This is a genomic window from Colwellia sp. MB3u-4 (genome assembly GCF_014077065.1).
Lineage (GTDB): Bacteria > Pseudomonadota > Gammaproteobacteria > Enterobacterales > Alteromonadaceae > Cognaticolwellia.
Window position 1 is genome coordinate 222,946 of the sequence record NZ_JACGVE010000079.1, and the last position, 24,528, is coordinate 247,473.

Here is a 24,528-nt window from a genome sequence, read left to right on the forward strand (position 1 = left end):
CATATTGCGATTTTAAAGCGTGTAAGTTAGTGAAATAGCCTGATTAGTTTGCTGTTAAAGTGAATTGACACTTTGATAAATTAACCAGCTACTCAATAATTACAACGTATAATAGCGGTAAAGTAATGTCGCAGTTAAAATCGCCCGAAAAGTACAATACCCTCGTGTAAAGAGATAAAGATGTTAGAAAATATTCGAGAAAGCTCTCAAGGATTAACGGCTAAGATTATTCTTGGTTTTATTATTTTAACCTTCGCTGTTGCCGGCATTGGTAGTTACAGCAACTCAGTTGACACTTCAGTGGCTGATGTTAATGGTGATAAAATATCACAAGATGAGTTTAATAAAGCTTATCAAGCACAACGTAACCGTATGGCGCAGCAGTTTGGTGAAATGTTTGAAACATTATCAGCTGATCCTAGTTACATGAGTAATTTTCGTAACGGTGTGGTTGATAATTTAATTAACCAAAAACTTATCGATCAAAACTCAGAGGCGCTTGCCATTCGTGTAGCAGATCAGCGAATTAAAAGTACCATTCAAAATATGGCAGAATTTCAAATTGACGGTGTTTTTGACAACAATCGTTACTTAGCGATGATTAATCAAGCGGGTTTTTATCAATCAGCTGATTTTCGTGACTATCTGCGCACTGAAATGACCCGTCGTCAATTAACTCAAGCATTGGTAGCAAGCGAATTTAGCTTACCGTACCAAGAAAATATGTTTACTGCTTTACAAAATCAACAGCGTGACATTCGTTTTGCTACGATTAATGCGGAACAATTTAAAGCGAGTATCGAGTTAAGCGATGAAGAAGTTAATGACTATTATCTTGCCAACAAATCGCGTTTTGAAAACCAAGAGCAAGTAAAAGTTAACTACATCACACTTGATGTTGACACTATCGCCAACACAGTGACATTAACCGATGCCGATGTTGATGATTATTATAAGAACAATATTAGTCAATACCGCGACGAAGAACAACGTCGCGTTGCCCACATTCTCATTGAATTTGGTGATGACGAAGCGAAAGCTAAAGTCAAAACAGAAGCCTTACTTACTAAAATAAATGCCGGTGAAGACTTTGCTGAATTAGCAAAAGAGCATTCAGCCGATACTTTTAGTGGCGAAAATGGCGGCGATCTAGATTGGATTGATGCTGGCGTAATGGACACCGCATTTGATGATGCAGTATTTGCTTTGTCTGGTATAGGCAGTGTTAGTGATGTGGTTAAAACTGACTTTGGTTTTCACATCATTAAATTAACTGATTATAAGGCTGAGAAAGTGCAAAGCTTAGCTGAAGTACGTGACAATATTGTCTCAAAAGTTAAAAATGAAAAAGCGCAAGACAAGTTTTTTGAGCTTCAACAAGAAGTAGCGCGTTTAAGTTTCGAGTTTCCTGACAGTTTATACGACGCTGCAGGCGCAATTAATGCCACTATAAAAACATCTGACTGGTTAACGCGTGGTGTTAATAACACACCTTTTGATGTCAGTAATGTTGTTGATGTGGCTTTTTCTGATATCGTGGTGTATGAACAACTAAACTCTGACATTGTTGACGTTAGCGATAGCTTAGCCATTGTCATGCGTTTAAATGAATACCAAGCAGCGAGTGTTAAACCTCTTGCTGAAGTTAGCGCACAAATTGAAAATATTTTGCTTGCGAAAAAAGCGTCTGAAAAAGCTCAAACCGTTGCGGATGAATTGCTGGTCGCATTCAAATCTGGAAGCGATATCACTGAGCAATTAGCTGAAATTGGCGCTTCCATGGAAGTTAAAGCCGCAGTTGCACGTGTGGGTAGCGGCTTAGATGCAAGCTTGGCACGTGAAGCCTTCAAATTACCTCGTCCAAGTGAAAACGTGGTATCGGCAACGACAGTCAATCTTAGTAATGGCAATTTAGCATTACTTGAAGTGCAAGCAGTTAACGAAGGTACAGCGGTTAACTCACCGAACTTGTCGCAGCAGTTAACTCAGCAATTGGCACAAGCGGCTTATTTAAGTTACGTTGAATCGCTGAAAGTTGGCGCAGAGATTGTACGCAAACAAGTGCAAGCACCGACGACACAATACTAACTCAATATATCTTTGAGCTAATAAAGCGTTAAATAAAAACCAGCCAATAGGCTGGTTTTTTTGCTTCTTAGGGTGTAAGTTTTATTGGTTAACCCGCACAAATGGGTAATAATTTAATGACACTGGTATAACATCAGATAGTATAAACACTGAAAAAATTATCTGGTTAATTGTTCTATAACTAAACGATGTTATTGTGTAAAAAGAAGTGGTTTATTAGGTAGGTGTAGCTAGCTCATTTGAAACATAAAATGATCAGTTTGCTATAACAGATAACTTGTTTGCCTTGCTTATAATCATTAAGACCAAGTAATTGGCCATTAACGCTAACGATGCAGCAGTTGAAAACGTTGGCTCATTATCAACCTTTTAGTGTACTTGTGTTTCGGTTTTTGCAAAATATCAGCAGTTTTACCAAACTCCAAAACTTCACCTTTGCTTAGTACCATCATCTCATCACTAAAGTGTCTGACAATGCCAAGGTTATGAGAGATTAATATAAATGCCAGCCCCATTTGCTGTTGTAAATCGAGCAGTAGATTGATCATTTGTGAACGTAAAGACGGGTCGAGTGATGCTAAAGCCTCGTCGAGAATGATCACTTGTGGTTTTAATATTATCGCCCGTGCTAATGAAATACGTTGCTTTTGACCCCCTGAAAACATATGAGGGTAAAAGCTCATATGCTCAGCTAATAAACCAACTTTTTGCAAGGTTTCTCGGATCAACTGATGGCGCTCAGTTTCATTTAGCTTGGTGTTGAGTTGCAGTGGTTCATCTAATAATTGTTCTATCGTCAGGCTAGGATTTAAGGTGGTGCCTGAGTCTTGAAAAATCATTCTCACATGTTGGCAACGTTGCTTAAAGTTACCAGGTTCTAAGCTTTGGCCATTTAAACGAATGTGGCCAGTGCTTGGCAACTCAGCGCCTACCAGTAGTTTGGCAACCGTAGACTTTCCAGAGCCGGTTTCGCCTACAATAGCGAGCGTTTTATGCGCCATAATATCAAAAGATAAAGGCTCAAGGGCCGTGACGCATTTACGATTAAACCAATAATTTTTATCTTTATAGGTTTTACTCAGGTTACTGACTTGTAATAAAACATCACTCACGAATAGTTATCCTTCAGTGGAAAATGACAACTGACTTGATGGCTATGAAAATTTTTAATTTTTGGCGCGTGCACGCATTTTTGTTGTGCTCGCGGGCACCTTGGGCCTAATCGGCAGCCTATCGGTAAATGTTGCAAAGTAGGAATACTACCAGGCAATGTCATTAGTCGAGATTTATTTGGGATCATTCGGTTAGCTTTTGGGCTACTGTCGACCAAGGCGCGCGTGTAGGGATGATAAGGTTGGTTAAAAATTTGCTCTGTGGTGCCTGCTTCAACAAATTGGCCACTATACATCACGGTAATAGTGTTGGTCCAATGGGTAACATTTTCTAAATCATGACTTATTAATAATATTGACATATTTTTTAGCTGATTCAGACTCGCTAACAAACGAAATATCTGGCCTTGATTGGTACTTTCCATTGCGGCAGTAGGTTCATCAGCAATAAGAAGCATAGGGCGACGTGCTAAAGCCATTGCAATCATTACTCGTTGGCATAACGCATCTGTTAGTTGATGAGGAAAACTCTTCACACAGACCTCATGCTGCTTGATACCCACTTTATGCAATAAGTTAATAGCAGCCAATTTACGCTGTTGTCTTTTTTGCCAAAAATAACCCGTTAGTTGCTCAACATCTACGGCTTCTTCTAATTGTTCGCCAATGGTAGTGGTTGGATCTAAACATGCCATAGGTTCTTGAAAAATCATGGCGACGTCTTTTGATATAATCGCTTTTCTTTCTTCTGCAGATAACCGCATTAAGTCGTTGCCGCGCCAATGAAAACGGTCAGCATCAACTGCCCACTTCTCATCTAACACACCGACAATCGCTTGTGCTAATAGCGATTTTCCAGAGCCAGATTCACCGACTAAACCGCGAACCTCACCTTCTTTCATGGTCAGGTTTACTCGATCAACAGCAAATATTGGCTTTGTTGAAGTCTGCAGTTTTATCGAAAGATTGCGAATATCAATTAAGTTCATTAGTTTTCCTTGCGCACTTTTAGGGCATGGCGCATGCCTTCACCAACCAAGTTTGTCGCGATAACTGAAAATAAAATAGCTAAGCCGGGTAGATAAACGGTCCAAGGAGCAATGTAAAATAACTCAATGCCATTAGCTAGCATGGCTCCCCATTCTGGCATAGGAATCGGTGCACCTAAACCAAGAAAGCCTAGTGCTGCAATGTCGAGAATAGCAGCTGATTGAGCAAGTGTTGCTTGGCTAATTAATTTTTCGATAATATTGGGGAAAATAGAATAACGTAAAATTCTAATCGAACTAGCGCCATCAAGACGCGATGCCAGTACGTAGTCTTTGGCAAACTCTTCCTTAACAGCATTGCGGGTTACATGCACAAATTGCGGTATTAACACCATAATGATGGCCCACAAGGTGTTCTCTAAACCAGGACCGAGTATGGCAACAATGATAATGGCTAAAAGTAAGGAAGGAATAGATAAAATAACATCGAGAAAATGGTTAAGAAAGCTAGATTTAATCCCGGTTGTTAAGGCGGATAGTGAACCGATAACAACACCAACGGCTAAAGAGGCAATAACCACAATAATACTTAAGCCAAAAGTTAATGAGGTACCTTGAATTAACCGCGACAACATATCTCTACCTAGGTTGTCTGTACCAAGCAAAAAGCTGACATCGCCATCATCACTCCATGCCGGGGGTAATAATAAGTGATCTAAATGGTTTTCCACCGAGGAATACGGCGTAATGATATTGGCTAATACTGCCAGCGCAATTAAAAATAAGAAACAGCAAAATCCAATCATAACAACAGGAGGTTGTTTGAAGTTATGCCACAACTGCACCAGTGGTGTTGGGAACTCTTCTTCTAAGTATATTTTATCACGTGCCATGACGAGGCTCCCGAGCTAAAGGGTTAAGCGCTGCATAGACTAAATCTATAATAATGTGAACAATGAATATAAAGCTTGAAAGCACAATAAGTCCGCCTTGAATAGCGGTATAGTCACGCTGATATATACTTTCGATTAACCAGCTGCCAATGCCTGGCCAACTAAAAATAACCTCTGTCACCATGGCTATAGTAATCAGATTAGCAAATTGTAAGCCTATATCTCTGATAACTTTAATAATAGCATTACGCATAGCATGACGATAAATAATTTGACTAAAGGTTAAGCCTTTTGCTTTTGCCGCTTTAATGTAATGCGTGTCTAAAACTTCCAGCATAGCTGAGCGGGCTAAGCGCATAAAGATGGTGGCGGGTGCTAATGCCACGACAATAACCGGTAAGATAAGGTGTCGAGTGGCATCTTGAAAAGCTTGCCATTTATACGGACTGTCGCTGAGTAAAATATCAATTAACTGTAAACCGGTAATATGTTTAATTTCGAACAAAAGACTTATTTGTCCGGAAGAAGGAAACCAACCTAATTGGATAGAAAACACCAATATAGCAAGTATGCCTAACCAGAAAACTGGGATTGAGTAGCCAATCATTGCAATGGTCAATATTAAATTGTCAGCCGCTTTTCGGTGGTAAATCGCGGCACAAAAGCCAACGGGAATACCAACAAACATTGCCACTAACAAAGCAACGCTGGCCAACTCGACCGTTGCAGGTAAACGGTTAAGTACTTCGGTTGAAATCGGTAGGTGGCTGGTCATTGAATAACCCATGTCGCCTTGAAATAGGTGTTTCAAATAACTGACATATTGCCCCAGTAAACCCGATTGCTGTTGATATTCATCAGCTAAAATCGCTAGCTGCTCTGGTGAAGCACTTATTTGGCCCGTTAGGTTAATGAGTTGCTCACCAGGAAATAAAAAACTCAAACTAAATGACAACATTGTTAATAACAACAAGGTAAAAAAGAATAAACTAAAACGACGCAGAGTAAAAATTAGCATATTAGTTTTTTGTAACTCCGTTAAAATCAACCCCACCGATGGCGCGTAATACAGTGCCTTTTACACTATTATCCCGTGCTTGATATCTTTTTGAATGGGCAATGGGAATTAAAGGTACTTCTTCATTGATCAATTTTAACGCCTTTGAATAATAGGCTTTTCGTTTATTAATGTTATTTGTTTTTAGCGCCTTTTGGATAAGCTGATCGAATTTTTTATTACACCAAAAGGTGCGATTGCTGCCATTATTTGCTGAAGAGCAGCTGAGCAATGACGAAAAAAAGTTATCGGGATCTGGGTTGTCAGCTGACCAACCCAATAGCACACTTTGATGCTCACCTTCAGAAACCTTTCGTAAAAAAGTTGACCATTCATAACCAGACACTATATTAACCTCTACCCCTATTTTTTGTAAATCAGCCTGAATAAGTTTTGCCATCGTAATGGCATCTGGGTTGTAGGATCTCTGCACAGGCATTGCCCATAAATCCATAGAAAAGCCATTGCTATAACCCGCTTGCGTTAATAATTCTTGTGCAGTAGCTATTGAATAGTCTGGGCTTGTTATCGTTGCATCATAAGCCCAAGAAGAGTTTGGAATAATGCCGTTAGCAATTTCTGCTTGGCCGGTATAAACCGCCTCTAGAATTGCTTGCTTATTAATAGCGTAGGATAACGCTTTGCGTACTAAAGGATTGTTAAAGGGTGGTTTGCGGGTATTGAAACCCAAATAACCCACATTGAAAGATATCACTGATTCTAAAATGAGATTGGGGTGTTGTTTAATTTTTTCATGTGCAATAGGGTAGGCAATTACATCACATTCACCGGCTAATAACTTAGTTAAGCGAGCCGTATCTCTAGGGGTTATATCAAAAACGAGTTGTTTAAGCTCTGACTTACCTCGCCAATAATCTGAATGAGGTTCATAACGAATAAAAGCCCCTGAACTATACTGTTTAAACTTAAAGGGCCCCGTGCCAATGGGGAGCATATCTATTTCTGGCATAGCGTTAAGTTCGACTAATTCGTCGGCGTATTCTTTTGATAAAATAACGGCTGAATCACCGCCAATGTTGGCGAGAAATGAACTGTCAGCATGTGCAAGTCGAAAGCGAATGGTATGGTCATTAATTTTTTCAATGTTATCAATCAAACTGGCTAATTGAGCATTTTGAAAAAATGGATATTTGCCACCTGAAATCGGGTGATATTCGTGGTTGATATCCAACATGCGATTGAAACTAAATAGTACATCGTCAGCATTAAGCGCCCTTGTTGGCATAAAATAGCTAGTTTGATGAAATTGAATATCTTTGCGAAGATAAAAAGTGATCATTTTGCCATCACGTGTCACATGCCAAGATTTAGCAATAGCAGGTATAATCGCATTATCGATAGGGCTAAACTCAATCAAACGGTTATATAACTGATGTGACGTGGCATCTATTGTCGTCCCAGATGACACTGTTTGGGGGTTGAAGCTTTCGGGAGGGCCTTCACTACAATAGATAATGCTTTTTTTACTTAACGAAAGTGCTTCGTTTGAGTCACAGCCTGATAACACCAATATCAATAGTGCAAAACGGTAATAGTATGTAAGTTTAGAGTAAGCCATAGCTAGTCTTTATTCTTCGTCTGCACTACTTGAATCGAGTAGATTATATTTTTTTAAGTAGCCTCTTAACTGATGATAGGTTAATTCTAAGGCGTCAGCGGTTTTCTTTTGACTATATTGGCAATGCGCCAATGCCGACTTGATCAAGTCGACTTCATAGTTTTGTGATAAATCTTTTAATGACAGCGGGAATTGTAACGCTTGCGTGCTTGGCTGAATTTTTTGTTCTACTTTAACCGGCGTTGCTGTCGTGGTTTCACTGGTTTGTGCAACAGGTGTCGCTATGATGCGATCTTGAGTTTTCATACGTTTAGAAGGGCGATAAGGTGACTCAAATGGATCTATGACTAATTCATGCACAGGTAAGTGTGGATTATTACAGCGATAAACACTGCGTTCTACTACATTTTTTAATTCTCGAATATTACCCGGCCAATGATATTCAAGTAAAGCACGTTTTGCTTTTGCGGTAAAACCACTAAAAAGCTCAAATTCAAGTTCGCGCGCCATGTTAATAGCAAAGTGCTCAGCTAATACCAATATATCGTCTAAACGTTCGCGTAAAGGCGGCAGGGTGATCACGTCAAAGGCCAACCTATCAAGCAAGTCTGCACGAAATTCGCCTGCTGCAGCCATTGACGGTAAGTCTTCGTTAGTTGCTGCGATTAATCTAGCATTAGTTTTAATGGTTCTTGAGCCACCAACACGTTCAAATTCGCCATATTCTACAACACGTAATAATTTTTCCTGGATTAAGCCAGTCGTATTGGCGATTTCGTCTAAAAACAAAGTGCCGTTGTCTGCGCGTTCAAAACGACCTTCATGACGTTTACTGGCGCCAGTAAAGGCACCACTGTCATAACCAAATAATTCACTTTCTAATAAATTTTCATTCAACGCCGCACAATTAAGTTTGAGATAATTTTGATCCCATCGTTTAGATAAATAATGTAAACGGGCCGCAACTAGCTCTTTACCTGTGCCGCGTTCACCGATGATCAGCACAGGCTTACTTAAAGGTGCTATCTGTGAAATTTGCTCAAGCACCTCTAAAAAATTGTTAGATTGGCCAATGAGATTATCTTGTTGTTTAAAACGTGTCATGAACTGACCTAATAATTGGTTTTTTTCACTAACAAATAGTGTATTTTATTAACCGCTTAGAGAAAAGTCTTTTTTTAAATAATAATAAAGCATTATTAATCAATATATTATAGTGTTATAAAAACTTGGCGCAGAACGTGAATAGTAAAACCTAAGACAATTAAAGTCATTTTTTGAACGAGGAAGTAAATATGGGTATTTTTTCAAGGTTTACAGATATCATTAATTCTAATATTAACAACTTATTAGATAAAGCAGAAGACCCTGCAAAAATGGTGCGTTTAATCATACAGGAAATGGAAGACACGCTAGTTGAAGTGCGCTCTTCATCAGCAAAAACCTTAGCAGATAAAAAAGAATTAGCACGCCAAGCTAGTCGCTTTGAAGCGGATGCATCACAATGGCAAGAAAAAGCTGAGCTAGCATTAAGTAAAGATCGCGAAGATTTAGCGCGTGCAGCATTAATGGAAAAGAAAAAATGTGTTGAAAGCGCTGGTGCTTTGCGTGAAGAGTTAAGCCGCGTAGATAGCCATATTGCTAAATTGCAAAGTGAAATTTCACAGTTGCAAGACAAATTAGCCGATGCTAAGTCGCGTCAAAAAGCGATTATTATGCGCGAAAAAACAGCAAACTCACGCTTAAAAGTGAAACAGAATATTGACAGCGATAAGGTTAATGATGCGCTCAGCCGCTTTGACCGCTACGAGCGTAAAATTGATGGTATAGAAGCACAAGTCGAATCTTACGATATGGGCAGCAAGTCATTGGCTGATGAAATTTCAGAGTTGGCTTCAGATGAAAAAGTTGATGATGAATTAGCGCAATTAAAAGCTAAAATGAAATCAGAGACTAAAAATAAATCATCATAGATTAAGAATATATGCCTTAATTAGGTGCAATTAAAGGAGAAAAATCGTGGAGGAGATTATCATCGCCCCAGTAATTATATTCATGGTCGTCGTAGCGCCTATTTGGTTGATATTGCATTATCGTAGTAAACGCCAAATTAGCCAGGGTTTCAGTGAAGAAGAGTATATTCAACTGACTGAGTTGTCTGAACTCGCCGATAAAATGGCTGACAGAATAAAAACCTTAGAAGCTATTTTAGATGTTGAAACACCCGAGTGGAGAAACAAATGATGAACGGCAAATCCCGAGGTGAGTTATATCGAAATACTAGCCAAGGAAAGTTAGCCGGTGTCTGTGCAGGTATTGCCGATTACTTTGGCTGGGAATCATGGTTGGTGCGTATACTCGTGGTTTCTGGTGTGTTGTTAGGCATGGGTTGGTTTATTGTTATCTATATTGCCGCTTGGTTTATATTAGATAAAAAACCCGCCAATGTAGGCCATGTTAACCGTAACGCCCAAAGAGGTCATTTTGGCCATGGTCAGGCTGGTCAGCAGCAGTCTAAGCAGCAAGCGCCAGAACAACAAGGGTTTGATGAAGACATTACCAATGAGTCGATTAAAGTGAAATCGCGAATCTGGCAAGCAGGTGAGCCGCCTAAACAAGCATTTCAAGATATTAGGCGCAAGTTCAAGACATTAGAGTTGGAACTACAAGTGATTGAACGCTATGTCACCTCACCAGAATTTACGGTGTCACGAGAAATTAATCAACTATAAAAAAAGCGGCTAGGCCGCTTTTTTTATAGTGGTAACTTAATGATAAAGCCGTTGTGGCACTGTTATCTCAATGTAAAAGTCGCTAATATCTAAGGCAGTGATAGTATTGTTAAGACAAGTATTCTCCCTTCAACGTATTGAAAATAAAAAGATAGCATTCAAGTATGGCATTTATTAATAAAGCTCAGTTAAACAAGTTAAAACAAAAAGCTAGCGATATCGTTAATCGTTCTATCGATCAACATATCACATTGGCTGTAACCGGACTTAGCCGCAGTGGTAAAACCGCTTTTATTACCTCTTTAGTGAATCAGTTACTCAACGAAGGTAATAATTCGCAGCTCAGCTTTTTTAATGTAGTCCATCAAGGTCGTTACATTGCCGCTAAACGCGTGCCACAAAAGCATCTTCATATTTCAAGGTTTGAATATGACGGGGCGCTATCAGCCTTGTGTCAGTCGCCACCAAAATGGCCAAAACCTACCAACGGTATTAGCGAGTTACGCTTAGCGGTGCGTTATCAGCCGAAAGACTCGTTATTAAAGTATGCAACGGAGTCGGCAACGCTCTATATTGATATTACCGACTATCCAGGCGAGTGGCTGCTTGACTTACCTATGTTGTCGTTAACATTTGAGCAATGGTCGAAACAGACCATAGAACTCCTTAAGCAGGCACCAAGAAGTGAACATGCACAGGGCTTTCTCGATAAACTGGCTGAGTTTGATGCCTTTGCCAGTGTTGACGAAGTTGTTTTAGCGCAACTATCACAAGAATATACCGACCTACTGTTACTCTTTCGTCATCAACTTGGCTTGTCTGTTATTCAACCAGGACGTTTTATTCTACCCGGTGAGTTAAAAGATGCGCCAATACTGCAGTTTTTTCCTTATAGCGGATTTGACGATATTGACAGTAATGACTATAAAAATGCTAAAGACGACTGTTATATCGGCATGTTGCGTGCACGATTTATTGAATATAAAGAGCGTGTAGTGCGGCGTTTTTATAAAGAGCACTTTATTAATTTTGATCGACAAATTGTGCTTGCTGACTGTTTAACGCCATTAAATAAAGGCCCAGAAAGTTTTGCAGATTTACAACATGCCATGGCAATGATCATGGAAAGCTTTCAATATGGGCAATCGAGTTTACTGTCGCGTTTATTTTCGCCTAAAATTGATCGATTACTTTTTGCCGCCACTAAGGCCGACCATGTCACACCTGAACAACACGGTAATCTAGTTTCCTTGCTCAACAAACTGGTTTTTCAAACTAAGCAAGCGCTGAGTTTTGATGCCATTAAAATGAAAACAATCGCTATTGCCTCGGTCAAAGCAACCAAAGTAGGCAAAAGCCTGTACCAAGGGCAACATATTCCGGTTATTAAAGGTCGTCAATTAAGTAATGGCCAAATGATCACCTTATTTCCGGGTGCGGTGCCGGCGAGTATTCCAACGCTTGATTATTGGCAAAAGCAAGCCTTTAACTATATCGCTTTTTCGCCGATTGAACCGGCTAGTAGTGACGAATGTTTACCGCATCTTCGCATGGATCAAATGTTGCAGTTTTTGCTTGGAGATAAATTAAAATGACCGAAAATAAAGAAAAACATCAACAACAAATATTATTTGATGTTGGTGTTGCCGACAAGCCAATAACAGAAAACACCCAGCAAATTATTGTTAATGAGCAGGATTGGGTTTGTGATGAGCAAGTAGAAACGGTTGACGATAATAGCGTTATTGCCAGCAAAAAACCAAGCTGGCTTTGGCGTACACTAGGGGTAGTTTTTGTTACTTTAGTAGGAGTTGAAGCGGTACAGTTTTTTGTTAATGGCTTTAGTCAATCGCCGATAATCGCCAGTTTGTATGCTATTTTACTGGCCGGTTTATCACTTATTTGTGGCCGTAGTGTGTGGCGCGAATTTGCTGGGCTTAGGCAGTTTAAATATCAGCAAAATCTTAAACAACAAGCACAAGATATTATCAATGAAGAAGGCCAAATCGATGCCACCAGCCTTTGTAATAAAATATCTCAACGTTTACCGGTTGACTTAGCTGAATTTGATCACAGTTCATGGCAGCAGTTAAACCTTGAAGAGTACAACGATGTGGAAATAATGCAGTTATATGCTCGCAACGTTTTATCTCAAGTGGATCAAAAAGCATTGAAAGAAATTGCAAAATTTTCCTCAGAGTCAGTTGTTTTAGTGGCCCTAAGTCCGATTGCCATTATTGATATGTTACTAATGTTATGGCGAAATTTACGTTTGGTTAATAAAATAGCTGCTTTATATGGTTTAAAACTAAGTTACTGGAGCCGAGTCAAACTCATTAAACAAGTGATTATTAACATGGCTTATGCCGGCGCAAGTGAATTAGTGGCTGATTTAGGTGCAGATCTGTTGGGCGCAGAGCTGTTAGGAAAATTATCAGCGCGTATGGCACAAGGCCTAGGCGCAGGTATGTTAACCGCCCGATTGGGGCTCAAAGCCATGCACTTATGTCGCCCTATTCCCTTTACCGATGATGCGCCAAAGCTTGGGCATATTCGTCAACAGATTGTCAGCCAAGTGCAATCACTGGTGAAGAGAAGTTAGCCAAGCTACTGAAAATAAATATAATTTCTTTAACTGTATATTTAGATGTAACATAAGTTTTACAGCTTTATTGTTCTGGTGAAAAAATAGCCACTTTGAAAGTCGTGCTTTTTCTATTGGTGTTGCCTTATGATTATGACAACTAAAGTAGTTTTAAATATCAAAATAAAATTAACAAAAAATAATAAAATTGATATTCACTCAATAAGGTTAAACGAATGGCAAAGGCGAGTAAGTACGTTTCTAAGGTTGCAGATGAACATGGCAACATTGCATGGTCAGCAGCCGAAAACAAAATTTGGCAAGCGTTAATTACGCGACAACTCTCAACAGTACAAAATACCGCATGTGATGAATTTATCGCCGGCTTAAGTAAGTTAAATCTGCCACTTGATCGTATTCCTCAACTAGAAGAAGTTAGCCAGGTATTAAGGGCAGAAACGGGTTGGAGCTGTGAACCCGTGCCAGCACTGCTTGGTTTTGGTGAGTTTTTCCGCTTACTGTCAGAAAAGAAATTTCCTGTTGCGACCTTCATTCGCTCCGAAGAAGAGTTTGACTATTTACAAGAGCCCGATATATTTCATGAAATATACGGTCACTGTGCCTTACTGACTAATCCGTCGTTTGCTAATTATACCCAAGCTTATGGCATGATGGGTTTAAATGCTTCGAAGGAAGACCGTGTATTTTTAGCTCGGCTTTATTGGTTTACCGTAGAGTTTGGCTTACTTGATACTCCTAAAGGTTTACGTGTATACGGTGGTGGTATTTTGTCTTCTCCAACTGAAACAGAATATGCATTACATGATAAAAATGTTGAAAGAAAACCACTCGATGTTTTAGATGTTTTACGAACACAATATCGCATTGATATTTTGCAACCGGTTTATTTTATGCTCACCAAAGTTAGTGATCTTGATGAGGTACGAAAATTAAGCGTAGAAGATATTATGGTGTTGGTAGAACAAGCGAAAGCAATAGGTCTACATCCAGCTAAATTTGAATTAAAAACAACTTCAAAAGTAAGTTAAAGGAATTTTTATGATCAGCGAATTATCAAATCAACAATGTGAAGCATGCCAAGTAGATGCACCAAAGGTTAGCGATGACGAATTAGCAAGTTTATTGGCTCAAATACCTGATTGGGTACCTGAAGTGAATAACGGTATTATGATGCTAGAACGTGTTTATAAATTTAAAAACTATAAACTAGCATGGGCTTTTGCAAATAAAGTGTCTGAATTAGCAGAAAAAGAATTTCATCATCCAGCCATTTTATTAGAGTGGGGCAAAGTAAAAGTTACTTGGTGGACTCATGCTATTAAAGGGCTGCATAAGAATGACTTTATTTGTGCGGCCAAAACCGATCAGCTTCTTTAACCTAATATCACACAATAATACTAAGCCTCCTATTAAAGGGGGCTTTTTTTTGTTGTAAAAAATAGTTTACAATGGTGATATTGGATTTTGTTGTTTGCTTGAGGTTATTAAATGCGTTTAGAAATTGGTTGCAAGGACCGAGTTGGTATTGCGCAAAGTGTATTAGCAATATTTGTTGAACGTGGGATCGACCTACGTGGTATCGAGTTAAAACAACCAGGGAAAATTTTTATTAATATCCCTGATTTAGAGTTTTCAGAGCTGCAAGGTTTCATGCCGCAATTACGATTAATAGATGGCGTTATTGATGTTAAAACAACACCTTATATGCCGTCTGAGCGTGAACGAAATGAATTTGAAACCTTAGTTAAAACCTTTCCAGACCCTTTTATATCGATTGATAATAATGGCCAAATTCGTGTGGTTAATAATATTGCTGCGCAAATAATGTGTAGCTCGCTTGAGCATATTATTGGTGAGTATATTGGACAATGGCTAAAAGGTTTTAATTTTACCCGCTGGTTTGGCAGTGCAGAAGTGCTGGCCCAAACTCGCCGTGTTAAATTTCAAGAAGGTGACTTTGTCGCCGACATTATCCCTATTCACATTGCTGAAGGTGACGGCAGGCAAGTACTGGCGGGTGCAGTACTGATATTAAAATCAGAAGCGAGATTAGGTCAACAAATTAGCGCCTTTAAAAAAGCCAATGAAAATGATTTTAACGGCATCCAGTCTAACAGCAGTTCAATGCGTAAATTGATACGCGAAGCAAAGCGTATGGCCTTGCTCGACTCTTCTATGCTGATTGTGGGTGAAACAGGATCAGGTAAGGAGTTATTAGCTCGCGCTTGTCATGCGGCCAGTGATCGCAAGGATAAGCCTTTTATGACCTTAAGTTGTGCAGCATTACCTGACGATGCGGCGGAAACGGAATTATTTGGCTCTGGTGCTGCTGGAGAAGCAAAAAGTAAAAAAGGTATATTCGAATCAGCAGACGGCGGCACTATATTTTTCGATGAAGTAGGCGAGATGTCAGCCAAATTACAAACTAAAGTGCTGCGGGTCATTCAAGATGGTACTTTTAGACGCATTGATGACGAAAAAGAAATCAAAGTTAATGTCCGTATTATCGGTTCAACCAATCGCGACTTACTTAATATGGTTTCTCTTGGAGAGTTTAGAGAAGACTTATATTATCGTTTAAATGTTTTGGGGCTTAATATTCCATCTTTGCGTGAGCGACGTTCAGATATTGTGCCTTTAGCGGAACTTTTTGTCGCTAAATTTGGTCAACGTGTTGGCAAGACTCATGTTTCTTTCGATAAAGAATGTCTTGAGTTTATTGAACACTACCCTTGGCCTGGTAATGTTAGACAACTAGAAAATGTGCTGATTCGAGCTGTATCCTTAATTGACGGCAATATTATTACAACCTCGCACTTGCATTTACCTGCGTATACGCGCGAGCATGGTTATCTTGAGCAAGATTTTGAAGGTACTTTGGATGCGGCAGTGAAAAATTTTGAAGCCGATTTGCTGCGTAAACTTTATCCTGCTTATCCAAGTACGCGACAATTAGCCAAAAAATTAGGACTGAGTCACACGGCCATTGCCAACAAATTACGTGACTACGATATCAATAAAAAAACGGTTAAAATTTAACGTTAACTGACCAATATTGGTTTTACTGCAAAAGCTATTTGAGTATTAGATATGAAATTATATGGTTATTGGCGCTCATCCGCTGCGTATAGAGTAAGAATTGCTATGCACTTAAAGGGGCTGACATTTGAATCAGTTCCCGTGCATTTAGTTAAAGATGGTGGCGAGCAGCATAAAAAAGCTTACACTGAATTAAACCCAACACATTTAGTGCCCACCTTGATTGATGAAGATGTTATTTTGCATCAGTCGATTGCCATTGTTGAGTACCTAGATGATAAATATCCGTCGGTGGCTATTTATCCTGAAAATATTGTGGCTAAAGCAAAAGTAAAGGCGCTTGCACTTGATGTTGCCTGTGAAATGCATCCGGTTAATAATTTACGCGTACAACAATACCTAGTTAATCATTTTTCACTACCAGAAAGTGATAAACTTATTTGGAGTCATCATTGGATGAATGTAGGTTTTTTGGCTGTTGAGCAGCAGTTAAAAGTAAACTCAGGAAAATATTGTTTTGGCGATATCATTACTATGGCCGATATTTGCTTAGTGCCTCAAGTATATAACGCCTATCGATTTAATCTTGATATGAGTGAATTTCCAAATATTTGTCGGGTGGCTGAAAATTGTAATCAACATGCGGCCTTTATTGCCGCTTTGCCTGAAAATCAGGCGGATGCACAGTAACGTGCAATGTTTTTGAAAATTTATTATTTACTATGCCATTACTTAAACCAATTCATTAATACAATGGGTATTACATAAATTTAAGGTTATTATGTCAACTAAAAATACTGAACAAAAACAAACGCCTTGGGCCATTATTGCAGTAATTATTGCTACTGTTATCGCCTTGGTTATCTATTTCTACGTGATTGCAGCAGATGAAGATAACAGTAGTGATACCGTCGCTACTACTGCCGTTGCACCCGTTCAAACACCCGTGCTTGAGCCTGAAATTACACCTGAGTTAATTGAACCAGAAATTACCACAGAGCAGGTTGAAGAAGAGATTATTGAGCTTGAGCCTGAAATTTTATTACCAACATTAGACGAAAGTGACACTTGGTTTAGTACTAAATTGCCGACGTTAACTTGGCGCAAAGAATTACTGAAACTGGTCGTTACAGAAGATATAATTCGCCGGTTTGTGGTATTTACTGATAATTTCAGCCAAGGTACCTTAGCTTATGAGCACACACCATTAATTACACCGAGTGAAAAATTTACTGCGCTAGAAGAACCCACAGACAACGGCATTAAATTGCAGTGGGATGAAAGTAGCACTCGTCGTTTTAGCAACTACGTTGATCTTTTACGCTCAATGGACAGCGAAACGCTAGTTCAATGGTATGTTGAACTTAAGCCGTTAATTGATCAAGCTTATGGTGAGTTAGGTTACCCTGAACAAGATTTTACCGAAGTATTACACAATGCTATAACCAAGGTTTTAGATATGGAAATCCCTAAAACCCAGCCTGAGTTAGAGCGCCTTAGCGTTATGTATAAATATAAAGATTCATCTCTAGAGTCTTTAGATGACGCAGAAAAACTATTGCTAAGACTAGGTAAAGAAAACTTACTTGTGATCAAGTCAGTGTTGTTAGAAATTAACGAAAAGCTAGCAAGATCGCGTTAAGTACTGGTTAAGTATTAAATGAATCTGTTAATCAAACCAAGATTACCTGCGCGTATAACAACCCGCGATTATGCTCTTGTAAGATGATTCGCCAGTCAAGCAGTGGTGCGCTGTAGTTTGAAAATTACTGCAGCGTTGCCACAACATGAAACGTTTATTATTGCGGTGGCCCCTCAGCCCTTAAATTTTGCGAGGTGTTGGCATCGCGGTTATGTTTTCATTAAATATTAAACTGTGACTTCTTGCTAAGGGCAGTATCTATCACTGGCCAATAAAGTGGTTATTGACAGCCTTCGTGTTGAACGTAACTTAAGCATAAGCATAGCCATGGTGTTTTTAGCCAAATATTTGAAAAGTTTAAAGAGAATAAGCAATTTATTTTAGCGTTTGTACTAGAAGAAACTCGCGGTAAAACATACCGAGTGGAGAACTGTATTTTTGCATATTGCCAAGCAAGCGAATGTGCTGGTGGTACTCTTAAGTTTTGATTTGATTAAAAAGGAAGTGCGACTTTATCCTGCAGTATTTATAACGGGGGGATATAAATGAAGCGTTAATCGAATTTAAGCAAGTTTTTACTGATGTTTGTGCAAAAAATCTGCAAGCAGTCTGAATTTAGTAACTAGCGCTTGCAACCAAGCCATTGATTAGCCATAATTCGCGCCGTGTTAGAAGATATTCTTTTTAACGCCTCTATGGTGACCCTTTTGGTCCCTCCGCAATGATACTCTGTGAACTCGGCCAGGTCCGGAAGGAAGCAACCGCAGCAGACGACTCATGTGCCGGAGTGTGGCTATTAGGGTTGCCACCACTATTTTTATCAATGACTTACACCAGAAAAGCGTAACGGCTACAATTGGTGAAGCAACGAAGTCAGCTATAATCCCTCATTTGTAATCTTGTAATCTTGTAATAGTATTCTTTTATCGAAATAACCCTGTTTGTATATTATTAAGCATAGCTTAGAAAAAGCAGCTTCAATTAGTTATCAGTGATTATATATTTTTCTCTATCCGCACCAACACAACATACTATCATCTCGTTAAGCACTGTATTACTCATCAAAATCAATCCAAAATTTATCTGTGATGACAGGCCAGATTGCAACAAAATTACCTTGCGCCGAAGTAGAACTCTTGATTCAGAATTGCCCAAATAGCAAAGTGGACGCTAATGGAAACCTTATTCCTTGTCAAAATGCCTTAAAGTTTTGATACCAATAGGCGAGCCTTTCAGACTACTCCATCAGACTACTCCATCAGATAAGTCCTCAGTAATGGTAACTAACTAAATTTGCTGACTGAAAAATGAATACTGCAAAATGGTCTAGACCTAGACCTAGACCAAGCCCTAAAACAAGCACAAGCCCAATAGTAATTAGGGGATAGTGACGGCAGTTGAATGGAAGTAATACCAAGTTGATTAATTATCTGCTCATTTTTAATGGTTAAAATGAACAACATCGTCGTTATAAAATTACTAAGGTGAATAACTACTGACTAAATTTAATGCTTTATATTTATCCATTCTCCCTCATAAAAAAGCTGATCACTTAATTAAATTAGTATAAAAAATTTACGACAAGCAGATTAACACCCTAGCGTTAAAAACCTATGTTCCAAAAAAAGAGCTTAACAAATGTATTGCCAACACAAAGCTTAAATATTTTTATGTTCACTGCCAGAAGGTCTTTTAAAAATCGCTGCTATACTTCAACACGTAATAGGCTTAGTTGTGGGGTTTAGCCTGTTTATCATTAGTTATACGCTAGCTGTAAATAGCAACTTTATACATCCTATTTTAGGTGGAACAATTATGATCAGACACTTTTACGTTACAGCAGACATTGACGAAGTTGAAGAAGTTGAAAAAGAGCTCAAGTCACAAGGTTTTACTGATTCACAAATTCATGTGCTGAGTGAAAATGATACTGAGGTAGAAACCCATGATTTACATGCAGTAGAGTCTGTATTGAAACAAGATGTTGTCCATTCAACAAAAATTGGTGCTATTTATGGTGTTATTGGCGCTATTATCACTCTCTTGATTTCATATACTATGGGCTGGACAGAATCTACTGTGGGTTGGATACCCTTTATTTTCTTGTCTATTATTATACTTGGTTTTTGTACTTGGGAGGGTGGCCTTATCGGCATTCAAACACCCAATATCAATTTTGTACAGTTTAAGGAAATGTTGCATGAAGGTAAGTATATTTTGTTTGTTGATGTCGACCCTGAACAAGAAATGGCAATAGCTTCAGTGATGAAGATGCATCCAAATATTCAAGTGGCAGGGATAGGGGAAGGAGCTCCTCATTGGGTGGTAAGAGCCCAAGATAAATTTAAACGTTTTATGAAAGTTATGCCTTAATTTAGCGAATAATGATATCACTAGGTAACGATAGCAGTAGTTAAAGTTATAAAAGTTAAGCCAGCACTATATGAGTGAAAACATGAGTAAAAACAGAAAAAATATTTACATGATTACGTTTTAGCGAAAAATAATAGCTCAAACCCTTAGTTTATCGATGAGTCTATACCGGTAACAACATCTGCGTTATACGTTTTGTAAAGAATAAAATAGCAAGGTTGACTTATATTTTAAATACAGCCAGTGATAATGTTTGTACATTACCACTGAGCCCCATCACTGAATAACATCAATGCTGATCACTTTTAGCTAACATGCTAGTTACTAAAACCTCTTATCAATTATTTATCTTTAGTTTAACGATAGTTGTGATGACAATCGTTATTAATCTCTTTGAAACTCACTGCGCGTATAGTGTAGAGGGAGATGGCTTTTATATTTCCTCAGCTAACCAGAAGAAATTTTAGCCGCAATTAAGGGTATTCTGGGTAAAAGTAAATAGGGTGATAAAGTTACCTTGTGAGGCAAAATATCAATCAAATGGCAACTTGGCGTAAACTTATGCTTAACCCTCACCCTCACCAAGATTATAAATACAACCAATTTAATAACAGAGAGAGTGTTACCCACATCAGTAGAATCAGCGGAATACCAATACGCATAAAGTCAGAAAATTTATAGCCACCGGCATTCATCACCAATAAGTTAGTTTTATAAGCCATAGGTGTGGCATAGCTCAAGTTAGCACCGAATAATACCGCTAAGATAAATGGCTCAGGTGAAAGGTTTAATTGGCTAGCCACGGAAATAGCAATAGGTGTACCAATAACGGCTGCAGCATTGTTAGAAACAATATTAGTTAATATGGCTAATAACAACATTAACGCGGCTAAAATTCCGCCTGGTGGTAAACCAAAAGATAAGGCGACAAAAACCTGGGCTATATATTCTGCGCCTCCGGTTATCATCATTGCAGAGCCTAAAGCTAAAGAGGCGGCAACAATTAAAATAACTTGGGTACTAAGCGCAGATGCAGCTTCTTGCCAATCTAAGCATTTAGTCACCAACAGTATCAGGACCCCACATACTGAACTAATTTCAATGGGTAAAATACCCAGTGCCGACGAAACAACCACGGCGAGTAATGTGCCTAAAGCCAATGGGGCTTTTTTTGTTTGTGGCAACGATTCTGCCCCATCGATTATTAACAGACCGGGTTTGGATTTTAATAAACTTATTTGCTCGGTTTCTCCTTGCACAAGTAATACATCACCAATCTGCAAGCGACTGTTTCCTATGCCATTAGCACCAATTTCCATGGCTTTACCTGCTCTGTGCAATGCCACTACCGTTATGGCATGTTTACGAATGAAATTGGCCTGTTGTAAGGTGCGACCTTCAAGACCAGAGCCAGCGATGATGACAATTTCAGCCAAGGTTTGTTTTTCAGCTTTTAATGGATGCTCGTCGTCAACTTTATGCAAGCCAGAAAATAAAGTGGCTCCTAATACTGTTTCATATTCTTTTAGACGATCGGGGTAGTCATGAACCTTTAATCGGTCCCCAACAACAAGCAAAGTATCAGGTAAAGGGATAATATTTCTATTTTCGGGCCCTCGCTGGATACTCTCAATTTTTATTTGGCCATCAGTTAAGGCAATTATTTCGGTGATGGTTTTTTCGTTAACAAGACTGTTTTCGTTTATATTGAGGTAAGCACTAAATATACGTGGCGACGTATCAGGCATTGATGGTGCTCTACGGGGTAAAAGTCTTGGCGCAATTAGCCATAAGTAGAGTACAGCAACGACTGAAGCCATCAGTGCCGGTTTAGCAAAGTCAAATAGCCCAAATTCAGCTGCGCCCATATTTTTTGCAATACTAACCACCAGAAGGTTTGTTGAGGTGCCTATCGTTGTTGCCATTCCGCCGACTAAGGTGGCTAACCCCATAGGTAACAACATGGGTGATGAGTCTGTTTTAGTGCGTAACGACACGCTGATCAAAATAGGCAGTAATAAAACTACCACAGGGGTATTGTTAATAAAGGCACTTAACCCGCCTGCTAAAATAAGTGTGATCAATAAAGATAGTGTGGGGCTTATTTTCCACAACTTGGCCAGGTATCGGCCAATAGGCTCCAAGGCTCCGGTGCGCACAATGCCATGACCAATAATCATCAAGGAACAGACAGTAACCAAAGCCTCATGACCAAAACCAAAGAACAAGGAGCTTGGCTCAAAGTGTTTGCCATCGCTATAAAATGGAAAAACAGCAAACATCACACTTAAAATTGCTATAACAGCAAGTGAGGAGGTTTCTAAGGGAGTATCTTCTCGACGAAATAAATACAATGCCAATACCGTTATCAATAAAACTGCTAAGGCATGATTATTAGGAAGCTCTGGAATATTCAAAGGCTTTACCAAGTTGATTTAATTGTTTAGTTTTTAGATCTCGCCCTGACTTGGTCGAATTTTATCAGTTATTCATTAACAAACTAAGTATGTTCTTTCATAAATTCTAATGCTTTTGCTACCGCTACTTTGACATCGCTTTCCATTTCAAAACGCTCAGATGCGGGTAAATAAAAGGCCATATCAACTTCATGGCGGATATAGCGGGTGGGTAATTGGTTTAACACCACGCAAACTAAATCGGCTATAAACTCAGCATCATAGCTTTCTTCTAATTTTAACGTAGCAAAGTGCTGATCCACTAATTTTTCATAGTAGTTGTGAATATCATCAGAAATTTTCATGTCGGCGTCACTTAATTTAATAACTATATTTTCAAGCGTAATGCTAGTGTAATGAAAACACCAACTTTTTATGCCTTTAGATTGATTTTTATCAAAAAAGTTAATGGCAGTAAGCTGTTAGTTAAAATTTTTCAGCTTGGGCTATTTCACGCTCTAATTTAGATATGGCTTGACGACACCGACCAAGGCGTTGGTGTAGCGCAAGAATTTCTTCGGTAAATTGCTTTGCTTGTGTCGCTGATGTGTTGTGGCCTTGTCGTTCACGCACTTGGATCATTTCTACTAATCGGCGTTCAAACTCAAAGGTTTCATTAAGCTTTTTATGTAAGTTGTGACTCGATTGCATTACCGCTTGAGCCGCTTTTTTATAACGACGGGCTTTTATGGCAACAAGCCTTTGAGTTGGCTCTTTATGTAGCGCACTATTTGAATTCAATGCGTTACGCAACGCCGATATTTGCTGTTCTAATATCAGTAAACGGCTGTGTGCAAGTGCATTCTTGTTAGCTGATAGTAATCGAGACAATTCATTAGTTTTATTTTTTACTTCAACAATATAAGGGTGGAACTGATCGCTATGGGTGAGGAATAATGCTTCAGAAAAAATATCATTTTCTTGAATTATTTTATGCGATTTAGACTGCTTATTTTGTTGATCAACTTGCAGAGCTTGCTCGTTAAGTTGATCAAGAATGGCGTGAATTTTATTAATTGCACTTTGCATAAGTAACCTTTCTTAGCTCAACCAAGCTTGGTAGCCCAAGTTAACAGACATTAAAATGACCACAGTAATAAATACTGGGCGGATAAACTTACTACCAAATTTAATCGCCCAATGAGCGCCTACCCACGCACCTAGCATCATAAATATTCCCATAGAAATGCCTAAGACAAAGTTAACATGGCCAAGATAGATAAAGGTTAATAAGCTAAAAAAGTTACTGACAAAATTGGTAGAGCGGGCTAAGCCAGAACTTAAAAGAATATCGATCTTATATATTGCATTAGACGAGCTTACCCAAAATGCCCCTGTACCTGGGCCTGCAAAACCATCATAAAATCCTAGTATTAAGCCTTGTACAACTTGCTTGAATTTAATCGACATGGTTTTTAACGGCAAACCATGTATGTCACTAGTGACTGAGCTTGAAAGTAAGGTATATATCGCGGTCATCACTATGAGTAATGGGATGTACTTATCTAAAAATTCGACGGATAAAAAATTAACCATTATGGTGCCTAAAACAGCACCAATGGCAGTAGCAATAATAGCAAATCGCCAATATCTAGGGCTAAAAAGTCTTTTACGATAGAAGGCAAATGATGCGGTGAATGAACCAAAAGACGCAGCAAGTTTGTTGGTGCCCAAGGCAACATGTGGTGGCAAGCCTGAGGTTAGTAATGTTGGAACCGTTAGCATTCCGCCGCCGCCGGCTATGGCATCAATTAGCCCTGCAACAAAGCCGACACTACATAAGGTTATCCATAAACTCATGTCTAGGACGGGATCAATAATCATAGGGTTTATTGCATATAAAATTTAGCGCTAACTATACCACAGTGAAAGCTTGATTTGATTGCCCTTTATTTTTCAATTTTTCACGTGTGAAATTAGTTTTCAATAATGTGTACTAATTAAACCTAACTTAGAGATTTTG

At 38.9% G+C, this 24,528-nt stretch carries 22 protein-coding genes and 1 other RNA gene; 13 read left to right on the forward strand and 10 right to left on the reverse strand.

Features of this window, described 5'->3' with window-relative positions; genetic code table 11:
• Nucleotides 1-180 precede the first annotated feature (180 nt).
• Nucleotides 181-2,088, forward strand: a complete 1,908-nt coding sequence (locus tag H4J61_RS10505) for a SurA N-terminal domain-containing protein (protein ID WP_182185008.1) — start codon at nucleotides 181-183, stop codon at nucleotides 2,086-2,088.
• Between the two features lie 326 nt (nucleotides 2,089-2,414).
• On the opposite strand, the gene H4J61_RS10510 is transcribed toward H4J61_RS10505, so the two are convergent.
• The 6 genes from H4J61_RS10510 to pspF are packed head-to-tail and all read right to left on the reverse strand — an operon-like array spanning nucleotide 2,415 to nucleotide 8,822.
• Complete coding sequence (locus tag H4J61_RS10510) at nucleotides 2,415-3,200, reverse strand: ATP-binding cassette domain-containing protein (protein ID WP_182185009.1); 786 nt, start codon at nucleotides 3,198-3,200, stop codon at nucleotides 2,415-2,417.
• Entirely contained in the window at nucleotides 3,197-4,189 is a 993-nt protein-coding gene (locus tag H4J61_RS10515; protein WP_182136985.1) for an oligopeptide/dipeptide ABC transporter ATP-binding protein, read from the reverse strand. The genes H4J61_RS10510 and H4J61_RS10515 overlap by 4 nt, the downstream gene beginning before the upstream one ends.
• Complete coding sequence (locus H4J61_RS10520; protein WP_182185010.1) at nucleotides 4,189-5,082, reverse strand: ABC transporter permease subunit; 894 nt, start codon at nucleotides 5,080-5,082, stop codon at nucleotides 4,189-4,191. The genes H4J61_RS10515 and H4J61_RS10520 overlap by 1 nt, the downstream gene beginning before the upstream one ends.
• A complete protein-coding gene (locus H4J61_RS10525; RefSeq protein WP_182136983.1) occupies nucleotides 5,072-6,100 on the reverse strand; it encodes an ABC transporter permease subunit in 1,029 nt (342 codons plus the stop codon). Before H4J61_RS10525 ends, H4J61_RS10520 begins: the two co-directional genes overlap by 11 nt.
• Nucleotide 6,101: 1 nt before the next feature.
• Nucleotides 6,102-7,718, reverse strand: coding sequence for an ABC transporter substrate-binding protein (locus H4J61_RS10530; protein ID WP_182185011.1), 1,617 nt, complete (start codon nucleotides 7,716-7,718; stop codon nucleotides 6,102-6,104).
• A gap of 9 nt (nucleotides 7,719-7,727) precedes the next feature.
• Nucleotides 7,728-8,822 (reverse strand): phage shock protein operon transcriptional activator, encoded by a 1,095-nt coding sequence (pspF, locus tag H4J61_RS10535; protein WP_182185012.1) that lies wholly within the window; start codon nucleotides 8,820-8,822, stop codon nucleotides 7,728-7,730.
• Between the two features lie 191 nt (nucleotides 8,823-9,013).
• Here pspF and pspA point away from each other — a divergent pair, with 191 nt between their 5' ends.
• The 12 genes from pspA (at nucleotide 9,014) to H4J61_RS10595 (ending at nucleotide 20,109) form a co-directional block, all read left to right on the forward strand.
• Entirely contained in the window at nucleotides 9,014-9,691 is a 678-nt protein-coding gene (gene pspA / locus H4J61_RS10540; RefSeq protein ID WP_182136980.1) for a phage shock protein PspA, read from the forward strand.
• 46 nt (nucleotides 9,692-9,737) lie between these two features.
• The gene (pspB, locus tag H4J61_RS10545; protein WP_404842451.1) at nucleotides 9,738-9,962 is read left to right on the forward strand and encodes an envelope stress response membrane protein PspB; all 225 of its coding nucleotides are present in this window, start codon (nucleotides 9,738-9,740) and stop codon (nucleotides 9,960-9,962) included.
• Nucleotides 9,962-10,450, forward strand: coding sequence for an envelope stress response membrane protein PspC (gene pspC / locus H4J61_RS10550; protein WP_182137034.1), 489 nt, complete (start codon nucleotides 9,962-9,964; stop codon nucleotides 10,448-10,450). Before pspB ends, pspC begins: the two co-directional genes overlap by 1 nt.
• A 164-nt stretch (nucleotides 10,451-10,614) precedes the next feature.
• Nucleotides 10,615-12,045, forward strand: a complete 1,431-nt coding sequence (locus tag H4J61_RS10555; RefSeq protein WP_182185013.1) for a YcjX family protein — start codon at nucleotides 10,615-10,617, stop codon at nucleotides 12,043-12,045.
• Nucleotides 12,042-13,052 carry a YcjF family protein gene (locus tag H4J61_RS10560; RefSeq protein ID WP_182185014.1) on the forward strand — a complete coding sequence of 337 codons (1,011 nt, stop codon included), beginning with the start codon at nucleotides 12,042-12,044 and terminating at the stop codon, nucleotides 13,050-13,052. Before H4J61_RS10555 ends, H4J61_RS10560 begins: the two co-directional genes overlap by 4 nt.
• A gap of 218 nt (nucleotides 13,053-13,270) precedes the next feature.
• The gene (phhA, locus tag H4J61_RS10565) at nucleotides 13,271-14,083 is read left to right on the forward strand and encodes a phenylalanine 4-monooxygenase (RefSeq protein ID WP_182185015.1); all 813 of its coding nucleotides are present in this window, start codon (nucleotides 13,271-13,273) and stop codon (nucleotides 14,081-14,083) included.
• A gap of 13 nt (nucleotides 14,084-14,096) precedes the next feature.
• On the forward strand, nucleotides 14,097-14,432 hold the full coding sequence (locus H4J61_RS10570) for a 4a-hydroxytetrahydrobiopterin dehydratase (protein ID WP_182137033.1): 336 nt from the start codon (nucleotides 14,097-14,099) through the stop codon (nucleotides 14,430-14,432).
• Nucleotides 14,433-14,543: 111 nt separating this feature from the next.
• A complete protein-coding gene (gene tyrR, locus H4J61_RS10575) occupies nucleotides 14,544-16,094 on the forward strand; it encodes a transcriptional regulator TyrR (RefSeq protein WP_182136976.1) in 1,551 nt (516 codons plus the stop codon).
• 51 nt (nucleotides 16,095-16,145) lie between these two features.
• Complete coding sequence (gene maiA / locus H4J61_RS10580) at nucleotides 16,146-16,784, forward strand: maleylacetoacetate isomerase (protein WP_182185016.1); 639 nt, start codon at nucleotides 16,146-16,148, stop codon at nucleotides 16,782-16,784.
• 91 nt (nucleotides 16,785-16,875) lie between these two features.
• Nucleotides 16,876-17,736, forward strand: coding sequence for a DUF3014 domain-containing protein (locus H4J61_RS10585; RefSeq protein WP_182185017.1), 861 nt, complete (start codon nucleotides 16,876-16,878; stop codon nucleotides 17,734-17,736).
• Nucleotides 17,737-18,441: 705 nt separating this feature from the next.
• An RNA gene (gene ffs / locus H4J61_RS10590) (signal recognition particle sRNA small type) lies at nucleotides 18,442-18,538 on the forward strand.
• 1,013 nt (nucleotides 18,539-19,551) lie between these two features.
• Nucleotides 19,552-20,109, forward strand: coding sequence for an NAD/FAD-utilizing enzyme (locus H4J61_RS10595; protein WP_182136972.1), 558 nt, complete (start codon nucleotides 19,552-19,554; stop codon nucleotides 20,107-20,109).
• A 587-nt stretch (nucleotides 20,110-20,696) separates the two neighbouring features.
• Here H4J61_RS10595 and H4J61_RS10600 read toward each other — a convergent pair.
• From H4J61_RS10600 to H4J61_RS10615, 4 genes are all read right to left on the reverse strand, one after another.
• Nucleotides 20,697-22,526 (reverse strand): SLC13 family permease, encoded by a 1,830-nt coding sequence (locus H4J61_RS10600; protein WP_182136971.1) that lies wholly within the window; start codon nucleotides 22,524-22,526, stop codon nucleotides 20,697-20,699.
• Between the two features lie 83 nt (nucleotides 22,527-22,609).
• The gene (locus tag H4J61_RS10605) at nucleotides 22,610-22,870 is read right to left on the reverse strand and encodes a late competence development ComFB family protein (RefSeq protein WP_182136970.1); all 261 of its coding nucleotides are present in this window, start codon (nucleotides 22,868-22,870) and stop codon (nucleotides 22,610-22,612) included.
• 121 nt (nucleotides 22,871-22,991) lie between these two features.
• The gene (gene priC, locus H4J61_RS10610; RefSeq protein ID WP_182136969.1) at nucleotides 22,992-23,594 is read right to left on the reverse strand and encodes a primosomal replication protein PriC; all 603 of its coding nucleotides are present in this window, start codon (nucleotides 23,592-23,594) and stop codon (nucleotides 22,992-22,994) included.
• Nucleotides 23,595-23,606: 12 nt separating this feature from the next.
• The gene (locus H4J61_RS10615) at nucleotides 23,607-24,386 is read right to left on the reverse strand and encodes a TSUP family transporter (RefSeq protein ID WP_182185214.1); all 780 of its coding nucleotides are present in this window, start codon (nucleotides 24,384-24,386) and stop codon (nucleotides 23,607-23,609) included.
• Between the last annotated feature and the right edge of the window lie 142 nt (nucleotides 24,387-24,528).